11 protein-coding genes are annotated in these 12066 nt (G+C 40.6%); all 11 read left to right on the forward strand.

Annotation, left to right across the window (positions count from 1 at the left end):
* Positions 1-75: 75 nt before the first annotated feature.
* The 11 genes from IEX94_RS18600 to argD all read left to right on the forward strand — a co-directional run bounded on the left by IEX94_RS18600 (position 76) and on the right by argD (position 11989).
* Entirely contained in the window at positions 76-441 is a 366-nt protein-coding gene (locus IEX94_RS18600; protein WP_188859641.1) for a sensor histidine kinase, read from the forward strand.
* A complete protein-coding gene (locus IEX94_RS18605) occupies positions 438-1073 on the forward strand; it encodes a response regulator transcription factor (RefSeq protein WP_188859643.1) in 636 nt (211 codons plus the stop codon). The genes IEX94_RS18600 and IEX94_RS18605 overlap by 4 nt, the downstream gene beginning before the upstream one ends.
* Positions 1074-1165: 92 nt before the next feature.
* A complete protein-coding gene (locus tag IEX94_RS18610) occupies positions 1166-1981 on the forward strand; it encodes a cytochrome c oxidase assembly protein (protein ID WP_188859644.1) in 816 nt (271 codons plus the stop codon).
* A gap of 604 nt (positions 1982-2585) precedes the next feature.
* A complete protein-coding gene (locus IEX94_RS18615) occupies positions 2586-3518 on the forward strand; it encodes an ABC transporter ATP-binding protein (RefSeq protein ID WP_188859646.1) in 933 nt (310 codons plus the stop codon).
* An 11-nt stretch (positions 3519-3529) separates the two neighbouring features.
* The gene (locus IEX94_RS18620; protein WP_188859649.1) at positions 3530-4792 is read left to right on the forward strand and encodes an ABC transporter permease; all 1263 of its coding nucleotides are present in this window, start codon (positions 3530-3532) and stop codon (positions 4790-4792) included.
* On the forward strand, positions 4789-5904 hold the full coding sequence (locus tag IEX94_RS18625; RefSeq protein ID WP_188859651.1) for an ABC transporter permease: 1116 nt from the start codon (positions 4789-4791) through the stop codon (positions 5902-5904). The genes IEX94_RS18620 and IEX94_RS18625 overlap by 4 nt, the downstream gene beginning before the upstream one ends.
* Positions 5905-6025: 121 nt before the next feature.
* Positions 6026-6985, forward strand: a complete 960-nt coding sequence (locus IEX94_RS18630) for an alpha/beta hydrolase (RefSeq protein ID WP_188859653.1) — start codon at positions 6026-6028, stop codon at positions 6983-6985.
* Between the two features lie 728 nt (positions 6986-7713).
* Positions 7714-8754, forward strand: coding sequence for an N-acetyl-gamma-glutamyl-phosphate reductase (gene argC, locus IEX94_RS18635; protein ID WP_188859654.1), 1041 nt, complete (start codon positions 7714-7716; stop codon positions 8752-8754).
* Between the two features lie 13 nt (positions 8755-8767).
* The gene (gene argJ, locus IEX94_RS18640; RefSeq protein ID WP_188859656.1) at positions 8768-9994 is read left to right on the forward strand and encodes a bifunctional glutamate N-acetyltransferase/amino-acid acetyltransferase ArgJ; all 1227 of its coding nucleotides are present in this window, start codon (positions 8768-8770) and stop codon (positions 9992-9994) included.
* A 14-nt stretch (positions 9995-10008) separates the two neighbouring features.
* On the forward strand, positions 10009-10809 hold the full coding sequence (gene argB / locus IEX94_RS18645; RefSeq protein ID WP_156854707.1) for an acetylglutamate kinase: 801 nt from the start codon (positions 10009-10011) through the stop codon (positions 10807-10809).
* Positions 10802-11989, forward strand: coding sequence for an acetylornithine transaminase (gene argD, locus IEX94_RS18650; RefSeq protein ID WP_188859658.1), 1188 nt, complete (start codon positions 10802-10804; stop codon positions 11987-11989). The genes argB and argD overlap by 8 nt, the downstream gene beginning before the upstream one ends.
* The last annotated feature ends 77 nt before the right edge of the window (positions 11990-12066 follow it).

Here is a 12066-nt window from a genome sequence, read left to right on the forward strand (position 1 = left end):
AGAAAACAGGAGCATTTTGAAGATAATTGAAGTATATAGAGGGAGGAGAGTGAAGGGATTGCGACGGTTATCCACTTGATTCGCAAACTGGAAGCAGAAAGTCATTTACTCGTTCAATTTACGCTGAATCAAGGAGTGTTATCCGCACCGATTACAAACGAAATGAGTGTCGTGCTCTACCGAGTTATCCAAGAAGCCCTGACAAATATTATGCGTCATAGTGAAAAGAAAAATGCTCATATCATGTTAAGCAGAACTGCAACCGGTGATATTTTATTTGAAATCACCAATCCGATTCAAGGGAGGAAACCATTTACGATTGGGTTTGGTCTTAAAAATATGCGAGAACGAGTGGAAGAAATAAATGGTAGCCTTAAGGTGTATCAGGCGGACGACCTTTTTATCGTATCTGGTAAGCTAACGAAAGGAGAGAGCATATGAAGTGGCGGGTATTATTAGTAGAGGACCAAAGAATCGTTCGTCAAGGATTAAAGATGATTTTAGAGCAGGATGAGCAAATAATCGTTACCGAAGAGGCGACGAATGGAAAAGATGCGATTGATATTGTCCGCAAGAAGGTAATCGATCTTATTATGATGGATATCCGGATGCCGGTGATGAATGGAATTGAGGCAACTCGAACTATCCGCAAAGAATTCCCCGATATAAAGATTCTAATGCTCACAACGTTTAACGATGAAGCGTATGCATACGAGGCGCTAAAGGAAGGTGCAAGTGCATTTCTATTGAAGACGGCAGCTCCGGAAAAATTGATTGAAGCTGTTTACAGTGCGATGAAAGGTGGATTGACCCTTCATGATGAAGTAGCGGCAAAAGTATTGCCCCGATTGCTTGAGCGGAGAGAAAAGCCATCTATTGGTGTTAAGTTTACGGAAAGGGAGTTGCTCATTACAAAGCTTGTTGGGGAGGGGAAGACAAATAAGGAAATAGCGGATGAACTTTATTTATCTGTCGGTACCGTGAAAAATTATATTACGACAGTCCTTCAAAAGGTTGGTTTACGTGATCGTACACAGCTTGCAATCTATGCGGTGAAACATGAAATTTCATAACGAGTTGTCATGAGTTTGTAAGAAGTTCGGGAGTAAGAATATAGAAAAATGCGCTATACTGTATGCATGAATTCACAAGGGAAGGTGAATCTATGCTAGAAATTATTCTGGATGAATTTCATTACTCCACGCTCTGGAATGGCGGAATACTTATTTATATCGGCTTTATTTTTATTGTTTACTTTTTACTTCTGCCTCAGGATAAACAGTATCCAATTTGGAAACAGGTCACATTCGTACTCGGTATGCTGGCTGTATTCGCAGCACTAGGTAGTCCGATCAACGTAATTGCGAGGATTAAATTTAGCTATCATATTTTACAACTTGTATTATTATTGCTTGTTGCACCGCCGCTAATTGTTATTGGATTTAAAACAGAGATATTCGAACGAGCACGGAGAATTCAAATATTTGATAAGATTTTCGGATTTTTAACGAAACCGGTTGTTGGATTCCTTACCTTTTTCATTCTTTTTTATAGCTATCATATTGCAAGTGTATTTAATTTTGCGCGATTGGATTTATATATTAATTATTTTTTTATGCTTTCATTGCTTATAGCTGGAATTCTCTTATGGATGCCGATCGTATCATCTAAATTTTTAAACGCGAAGAAGAAACGCACCTTTACAATACTAACTATCCTCTTTTTTGTGCCATATAGCCTGGTCTTGCTTTTAACTGATGGGAGTCTCTATCTTGTTTATACAGATGTTGAACTGTTCATGCAGTCCCTCGCTGTCTGTATGCCAAATATAAGGGAATTGCCGCCAGAGTTTGCTGCTGCTCTTTTGCCATTCAACCCGACAGAAGAACAGATGCAAGGCGGAATCATGCTCTTAATCAGTCAGCTTGTTCTGTTTGGTATTGCCTTGTTCTTCGCACCGAAATATAGTAAAGGAAATTGAAATAAAACATCACTTTCAACGGTAGAAAGTGGTGTTTTTTGTTTTTCCATAATGATAACTCAATTTATGCACCTAGAATTATGAAAGCAAATCATTCTTACCAAGTACCCTTCGCTTTCATTTAGCGTAAGTGTGTGCAACTTACTTCTGGACTGCTCCGTGGAAAGGCCAAATTTGGAACACTATTTATTATTTCTGAATTAGAACGCTTATTATGGTGGGATATTTTCCGCAAAAATAACGCTCTCTACCAGTTCAGTTGCCCGATGGACTGTGACTCCAACGGGAAAAGCACGAGTCCGAAGACCCCGCAGGAAGCGAACTTCTTCCGAGGCAGACTAAGACCGCCACGTCCTGTGGCAACGTCTGCATTAGCACGTCCTGTGCGTCGAGGCTAAGGCCGTGCCCGTGGAAAGCATCCGTCCGCCGGGCAACTGAACGGCGATTGGAACGCCCAATTAAGGAATGTACAAAACACTTACGCTGAATGAAAGGAATCAACAGTTTCTTTTTAAAAAAGTGACGGAGGTCATAGTGATAAAGTGACTCCGGTTAGTTTCAATTCTAAACCATTCATCTTACACTGGTAACAGGAGGTGGATACATGCTTGAACTGATTGATATAACGAAGAAGTATAAACAGACGAAAGCCGTTAAAAACATGAATATGTATATCGAAAAGGGAGAAATTGTTGGCTTGTTAGGTCCAAATGGAGCTGGAAAATCAACCGCAATCTCGATTCTTTCCTCGCTGCTTGAACCGACGAGTGGGGATGTGAAGTTTGAAAATAAAAGCATGATTAAAAATCCGAAAAGTTTACGGCAAATCGTTGGGATTGTTCCACAGGAAATTGCGCTCTATGAAGATCTGTCAGCAGAAGAAAATATGAAGTTCTTTGGGAGGATTTACCGATTAAAAGGTAAGACGTTGAAGAATAAAATCAGTGAAGTTCTTGAACAAATCGGTCTAACTGATCGGCGGAAAGATATCGTCAAAACTTTTTCCGGCGGAATGAAAAGACGCCTTAACATCGGGGTTGCGATGCTACATGATCCGGAGATTCTCATTATGGATGAACCAACTGTCGGTATTGATCCTCAATCCAGGAACTACATTTTGCAAACGGTGAAAAGATTGAACAAGGATCGACAGATGACAGTACTTTACACGAGTCATTATATGGAAGAAGTCGAATACTTATGTGATCGAATTTATATTATGGATAAGGGTAATCTGATTGCTTCTGGGACGAAAGATGAGATTAAGCAAATCCTTGCTTCGGAAAATACGATCTCCTTAAAAGCGGATCATTGGAATGAAAGATTTATCACGAATCTACGAGAAAATCCACAAATTCATCAAATGAAAGTGGATGGTAATGAGATTGTGCTCGTTGTTTCAAAGGATGTAAATATATTTTCGAAATTAGCCCATCTCGCCGAAGAAGCAAATGTCCAATTACGAGCCGTTGATGTGAAACAGGTTACGCTTGAAGATGTATTCCTTCATTTAACCGGCAGAGCTTTAAGGGATTAGGAGGTAAGAGCGTGATATTTCAAATGATAAAAAAGCAATTCCTTCAGTTCCTGCGTAATCCAGTAGAAATATTATTATTGATTGGCTTGCCGATTATCCTCATTACAATTTTAGGAAATGCTTTAGGAAATCTAATCGATGGTGGAGAAGTTGATCTTACCTTTAAACTTGCGCTCATCGAGCATGAAGATGAAGCACTTCAAGTAGAAAATTTTGTAACGGAACTGGGAAGTGGTGATTTACCAGATGAAGTCATTACAGAGATTGCCGCAATAGCAGAGTCCCTCGCTCCAATTGAAACGTTTAAAGAAGTGCTTCATAGTGAGGAACTAAATGACATGATTATCGTGGAAGAAGCTTATGCTCGGGAATTGGATGCGATAAAGGCAGATGATTCCTACGCGACGATTATCGAGTTTCCAAAAAACTTTTCAGCTGATGTATTAGAGAATATTTTACTTGATGGGGAAATGAATCCGGAAGTAATTATTCATTATAAAGCTGGTTCGGAAATTGCCGGTAATATCATCCAGCAAATTGTAACGATGTACCAGGAAGAATACACCCTTGGAACATTCCTAGGAAATAACGGAATCGACCCACAACAGTTACAAAAAATGGGAACTGAATCCAAGCAAGAAGTTTCATCTGCCAGTCTACATGAACCCGTGTCAGCGAAGGCATATTATACGATTGGAATGATTGTCATGAATGTATTATTTATGGCAACGACGATTGCGCAATATGCGTTTCGAGAGAGACAATCGCATATTTTTAACCGGATGATTATTGCAGATTTCTCTAGATGGGTTTATTTCATTGGGATTTTGCTTAATGCTTTGATTTTTGCATGGATCCAAGCGCTATTCGTATACATTTTCGCATATTTTGCATTTGATGTAATTTGGCCGAATTTGCCTGATTTTCTTATTGTCACGTGTTTCTTTACACTGGCAGTTGGCGGATTGGCTGTTCTTCTAACGGCAATTAGTTTTCGGAGTAATTCAGAACAGATTATTAGCTTTTTCTCAGGTGTTGTCGTCACGATTTTCGCCTTTCTCGGTGGTAGTTTCTTTCCGTCCGGTACCGGATCTTTCTTGCAAAAACTGGGCGATTACACACCGAATGGAGCAGCGATGTCTGCTTATCTTAGTATTCTCCGCGGAGAGACCATCGCTGACAATATAGACCATCTTGTATTTATTGCATGCTTTGCAATTGGAGCGATTATCATTGGAGTCATCAGCTATCCGAAAAGGGGTGCTGCATCATGAGAGGGATTCTTCTAGCAAAATTTACTACGTTTATTCGTAAACCATGGGTATTTGTCTTATTTACAGTGATGTCGATTGGTTTTACATTAATTATTGGATATACAGAAGGAAATGAAGATAAAATTACAGTCCCTGTCGCTGGTGCAGAAGAAGTCCGGACGGGCAGCATTGGCAAGGCACTTGAAGAAAATGAAGTTTACCATTTCAAATGGCAGGAAGAAACGGATCTGAAAGAAATTGTCCGTCTCGGTGAAGCAGAAGCAGGAATTATCATTGAGGAAACCGGTTATGAAATGTTCATCCGAGTTGAAACACCGAATGTCCAGTTGATAGAACAGACGATTGCTAACATCTATACGGAAAAGATCCGGGAAAATCAAGTACTGGAATTATTCCAAAGTGAGACAGCGGCTGAAGAGGAAGCAATTTTAACTGCGTATCATGAGTCGATGGATCAACCTATTTTCGAGATCACGAATGATAATTTCCGAAATGCAGACTCCTCTCAATTTGACGAGGGACTGCATGCGATATTCGGTTTTACTTTATTTTTCGTCATTTATACAATCGGCTATAATGTGCTCCCGATTCTTATCGAGAAAAAAGAGGGAATTTGGGACCGAATGATTTTATCCCCATTGAAAAAATGGGAAATCTATCTCGCGAATCTAGTGTACAGTTTCTTTGAAGGGTATCTTCAGATCATTATTATTTTTTCCGTGTTCCATTATTTGGTCGGGGTTGATTTTCAAGGGGGGTTCGCAGGAATATTGCTCATTATGCTCGCTTATACGTTTACGATCGTCTCGCTTGGTATATTCGTCACGGCACTTGTAAAAAACATTCAGCAATTTAATGCAGTTCTTCCAATTTTATCTGTTAGTATGGCGATGATTGGTGGAGCATTCTGGCCGCTTGAGATTGTTCAATCGGACATACTACTTGCTCTAGCAAAATTGAACCCACTCACGTATGGAATGGAGGCATTGAATAATCTTGTGTTATATAATCTCCCGTTCGAAGAGATTCTGATGCCGGTTAGCATTCTTATTTTAATGGGAGTCATATTCATGGGAGTTGGCATTCATTTAATGGAAAAAATACATATTTAAACATGTATTTGAACACTTTTAAAACATTCAACGATAAATGGAAGGTATTTGCCCAGGAGGTGTGGCGGATACCTTCTTTTTCTAATATAATAGATTAATAGAAATCGAGAGGAGCAAGAGTTTGAAGAGAAAGAAGTGTTGGTTGAAAGTTGTCGGAATCTTACTTGTCATTCTAGTGATATTGGATGTTGGAGCTGGAGTCTTCTTTTATAAATTGGCGATTGAACGGGGAACAAAGGAATTCTTGACTGGAAACGCAGATTTGGAAGTTTCTGCTGAGGCGATGGATGTATTTACGAAAGGGGATTGGCGTTCGTGGGCCGATACCCGGGACTTTGAATATTGGCAAATGGAGTCGTTCGATGGACTTACACTTCAAGGTTATTTTTTAGAAGCAGAAGAACCGACAAATAAGACGGTTGTCTTCGCGCATGGTTATCTTGGGCGCGCTCAGGATATGGCTTTATTTGGACAATATTATTATGAAGAGCTTGGGTTTAATATGTTTACCGCAGATAGCCGTGGGCATGGTTTGAGCGAAGGAGATTATTATGGTTTCGGTTGGCATGACAGGCTTGATTATGTCGCTTGGATTGATCGGATTATTGCTGAACTCGGTGAAGATACAGAAATAATACTTCACGGTGTATCGATGGGGGCGGCAACGGTTTTAATGACGCTTGGAGAAGAACTGCCAGATAATGTGAAGCTTGCCGTAGCGGACAGTCCGTATTCTAGTGTCTATGATTTATTTGATTATCAGTTGGATCGTATGTTTAATCTACCAAGCTTCCCGATCCTTCCAACAATGGGAATGGTAACGGATTTTCAAGCAGGTTATTCATTGAAAGAAGCATCTGCACTTGATCAGGTTGAAAAAGCTCAGGTACCGATCCTTTACATTCACGGTGGAAAAGACACCTTCGTTCCAACCGAAATGACGAAAACACTTGTTGAACATACGAAAACAGATACAGAGATGCTGATCGTACCCGGAGCAAACCACGGCGAATCCATCGTCCTCGACCGCGAAGGTTACCTTGAAGCCATGAACAGCTTTTTTGATAAACATCTTTATTGATAGACAAGTTTAAATATAGGACTGGAACATAGCTATTTTATCCATAGTAGAATAGTTATGTTCCAGTTTTTTAATTAACTGGTAATAATCTTCATTGACCGAGAGTACAACTTTTGTTTGAACTGCTCTGTAGAGGCAAACGAGACGAGCGAATGGGGGGAAAGCCTGTTTGCTTTCCAATTGGTTCGAGAGAGATGGACTGATGGGAGAATAAAGTCCGTTTGTTTTCCAATTCGTAGGAGAGAGATGGACTAATGGGAGAATAAAGTCCGTTTGTTTTCCAATTCGTACGAGGGAGACGGGTTAATGGGAGAATAAAGCTCGGTTCTTTTCCCAATCGAACAAGATGAGCGTACTAATTGGAAAATAAGAGTTGTTTGTTATCCCAATTCATCGGGTTGAGTATTCTGATGGGTTAATAAAACCTGTTCTTTTTCCATTACAGTGACGTGAGTGGACTAATAGGAGAATAAAACGATTTGTTTTCCGATTTGAACAAGAAGTGTGCGCTAACGAGATCATAAAGCAATTACTTTACATAATTATCGAGAAGAGATGTGAGTTAATATCTCCCAATTCGATTTTCATAGCGAATCATCCACTGAGATAAAGGAGGGTAGGTAAAATTTATAAAAATTAATTATTTATTTTTATAAACGCCGTTGCATATTTATGCATAAGTGTGTATAATGATGAATAATTAATTTTTAGAAAGCGAGTTGTTCAAATTGAGGAAAGCGGCAATCATAGGTGGAACGGGGTACGGGGCGATTGAATTAATCAGATTGTTACATAACCACCCCAAACTAGAAGTGACAAAGGCAATTAGCCATTCCCAAAGTGGTGAAGTCCTTTCATCAATTTACCCGCATTTGGAGAAACTACATGAAATTAAAATGGTAGATTTGGATATTAAGAGTTTAGAAGCTGAAGTAGATATTGTCTTTATCGCGACTCCAGCAGGCGTTGCAAAGACAATCGTACCCGATTTACAAGATCTCGACTTGCAAATTGTCGATTTATCCGGAGATTTACGGTTATCTTCACGGGATGTTTATAAGGAATGGTACGGGAAAGAAGCGGCACCACAGGAAACGATTAATCAAGCTGTTTACGGTTTAACGGAAATTTATAAAGAAGAAGTTCAATCCGCGAAAATCATTTCCAATCCGGGCTGTTTCCCAACATCTGCATTACTCGGGACGATACCAGCACTCGAAAAAGAGCTCATTAGCCCAAAAGGAATTGTAATTGACGGGAAAACGGGTATATCCGGAGCAGGCCGGACACCTACAGGTACGACTCATTTTCCGGAAGCGAATGATAATGTATTACCATATAAAATTGGCAGGCATCAGCATATACCTGAAGTCGAACAATATTTGTCAAAAACAATTGATGAGCAAGTAACTACGATTCTTACAACTCATCTTATCCCTATGACACGGGGATTGATTTGCACGATTTATGCTGAATTAAATCAAGACATAACGACAAAAGAAGTAATCGAACTATATGAAACGTATTATAAAGAAGATAAATTCATCCGCGTCTTGAATGAAGGCGAGTTCCCGGCAACAAAAGCGGTGCAGGGAAGTAATTTCTGTGATATCGGCATTTGGGTGGACAAAAGAAGTGATCAATTAATCATTGCTGCGGCGATTGATAACCTAGTGAAAGGTGCAGCCGGTCAGGCAATTCAAAATACGAATCTCATGAACGGCTGGGAAGAAGACCTTGGTCTCGCTGCCGTTCCAATGTATCCATAGGAGGATTTTACAAATGACTTCAGTAAAGGAAAAACAAATAAAAATATTGGAAAATGGCAAAGTAACGACACCTAAAGGATTTCAGGCGGGGGGCGTCCATACCGGCCTCCGGAAAACAAAGCTTGATTTCGGCTGGATTCATTCCGAAGTACCAGCGACAGCGGCGGGCGTTTATACATTAAACGCATTTAAAGCTGCTCCGTTGCAAGTGACAAAAAATAGCTTAGATAAAACCGGAAAAATTCAGACTCTTGTTGTAAACTCTGCAAACGCGAATGCGGTCACAGGGCCACAAGGAGAGAAGAATGCATTAGAAACCCAAAAGTTAGTTGCCGAGAAAAAGGGGGTCGAAGTAGATCACGTTGCAGTTGCTTCGACCGGAATCATCGGTGTGCAACTTCCTATGGAAAAGCTATACAAAGGGATCAATTGGATGGATGAAGCGGAGAACCAAGGTGCAGAACGGTTTGAGTCCGCAATTTTGACGACAGATACGGTAACAAAATACGCAGCAGTCGAAGTTGAAATTGACGGGAAGCTGGTCACAATTTCGGGAGCAGCAAAAGGTTCTGGGATGATTGCGCCAAATATGGCAACGATGCTTTCCTTTATTACAACCGATGCTGCCGTGGAGCGGTCAAGCCTTGAGGCAGGTTTACGCCAGGTGACAGATAAATCTTTTAATATGATTACCGTTGACGGGGACTGCAGTACAAATGATATGGTCCTAGTCCTTGCAAATGGATTACAGAAAAACCAAACATTAAATGAATCTCATCCGGACTGGGATCTATTTCTTAATGGATTGCAATATGTTAGTCAAGATTTAGCGAAGCAGATTGCAAAAGACGGGGAAGGGGCAACGAAACTTATCGAAGTGCAAGTGAAAGGTGCCGGAACAGACAAAGCGGCAGGGGAAATTGCTAAAGCAATCATTTCCTCGAATTTAGTAAAAGCTGCTGTTTACGGATCAGACCCGAACTGGGGACGGATTGTCTGTGCCGTCGGTTATAGTGAACAGCCGATTGAAGTCGATAAAGTTTCCATTGCTCTTGGAGATTTACAAGTTGTAGAAAATGGTTTACCAATCGACTTTGATGAAGAAGCGGGAACAGAATATTTACAGCAAGAAATGGTAACGATTCATGTTGATTTACAAAATGGGGCGGGGGAAGCAACGGCATGGGGTTGTGACTTAACCTATGACTATGTGAAAATCAATGCTTCCTATCGAACGTGAGGTGAGAAAATAAAATGGAGATTATTGTTTTAAAAGTTGGCGGCAGTATTTTGAAGAAACTTCCGACAGCTTTTTTTGAAACAGTTGTTCAATTAAAAAGAAGCGGAAAAATCCATCCGGTTATCGTGCATGGTGGGGGACCGGAAATTAATCAGGCACTGACAAAAATGAATGTAAAAAGTGAATTTGTAAATGGCTTGCGAGTGACGACGAAAGAAGTGCTCGAAGTAGTTGAACATATTTTAAGTGGAAGTGTGAATAAACAAATCGTATCGAAGCTCCAACAAAGCGGTGGTACGGGAATTGGTTTAAGTGGAGTGGATGCTGCACTATTAAAAGTGATACCAAAGGATTCTTCAGGGAAGCTAGGCTATGTCGGAGAAGTGAAAGAAGTAAATGAAGATTGGCTCAAGTTAATTATTGAAAATGGTGGAATCCCGGTTGTTTCTCCGATCGGTATTCATGAATCGGGTCAGCATTACAATATTAACGGGGACACGGCAGCAGCGGCAGTAGCAGAAAGTTTACAGGCTAAGCTTGCTTTAATCAGTGATATTCCAGGAGTATTGGAAGAGATTCAAGGAGAAAAGGTATTACTCCGACAACTGACGAAAAAGGAAATTGAAGCAAAAATTTCAGCGGGAATCATATATGGCGGCATGATTCCGAAAGTATATTCCGCTCTAAAGGCACTTAACGGCGGTGTGAAAGAATCCGTAATTTTAAACGGACTGACACCTGAAGATTTAAAATCCTATATTGCAGGGAAACGTGTCGGGACTAAGATTGTGATCGGGGAGGTCCAGCATGTCTAATACATTAAGCAAAACAACAAAGTCTGCCGTAATGAATACGTACGGGCGCTTTCCATTAACGATTGTAAAAGGGAAGGGAAGCTACGTCTGGAGTGATTCAGGAGAGAAATATTTGGACTATACTTCAGGTATCGCCACATGTAACCTCGGTCATGTTCCAGCTCAAGTGCAAGCAGCGTTACAGGAACAACTGGATACATTGTGGCATGTATCGAATCTCTATCATATTCCGATTCAAGAAAAGCTCGCAACCATCTTAACAGAGAATAGTATTTTTGACGCTGCATTTTTCTCTAATAGTGGAGCAGAAGCGAATGAAGCAGCGATCAAATTAGCGAAGAAGTATGCGAAAGATCAGGGGAATGTAGAACGGACGGAAATTGTCACCTTCAAACAATCTTTTCATGGAAGAACAGGGACGACACTTGCAGCAACGGCGCAGGAAAAGATTCATAAGGGCTTTACACCGATTGCGCCAGGTTTCCGTTACTTGCCCTATAATGATATAGAAGCACTGCAAGAAATTCATAATGGCAGAACAACTGCTGTTCTCCTTGAACTTGTCCAAGGAGAAGGTGGAGTGAATCCCGTTCAGCAGGCTTGGGTGACAGAACTTGCAGCAATCTGTAAGGAAAACGATATTCTACTCATGCTGGATGAAATTCAGACGGGAATGGGAAGAACCGGCACACTCTTTGCTTACGAACAATTTGGGATTGAGCCGGATGTCATTACGCTAGCGAAAGGGCTTGGTTCTGGTTTTCCGATCGGTGCAGTGCTGGCGAAGGACAAAGTGGCAGCAACGTTCACACCAGGAACGCATGGCAGTACCTTTGGTGGAAATCCACTTGCAGCTACGGCGGGTTATGCGACGGTAAAGACGATGCTAACAGATAAAATATCTGAGCATGTGCAAATGTTAAGTGAATATTTCTTCAGCAAGTTAAATGAGTTGAAAGAAATATATCCGGAAATTAAACAAGTAAAAGGAAAAGGCCTACTTATAGGCCTTGAAATGGAAAAAGGAGCGGGAACGTACATTACTGCTCTTAGGGAGAAAAATGTACTTGCATTATCCGCAGGCGAGCATGTTTTACGGATATTACCGCCGCTTACAACCACGACAGAAGAGATTAATGAATTTCTCAAGCAATTTGTAGAAGTTATGAATGAAAAGTGAACATAATAATTAAATAACACGACGATAAGAGCATTCCTGTAATGAAGAAATTTGAGGTTTGAACAAAAAAGAGCCTC

Origin of the sequence: Oceanobacillus indicireducens (assembly GCF_014647195.1) — a bacterium.
Lineage (GTDB): Bacteria > Bacillota > Bacilli > Bacillales > Amphibacillaceae > Oceanobacillus > Oceanobacillus indicireducens.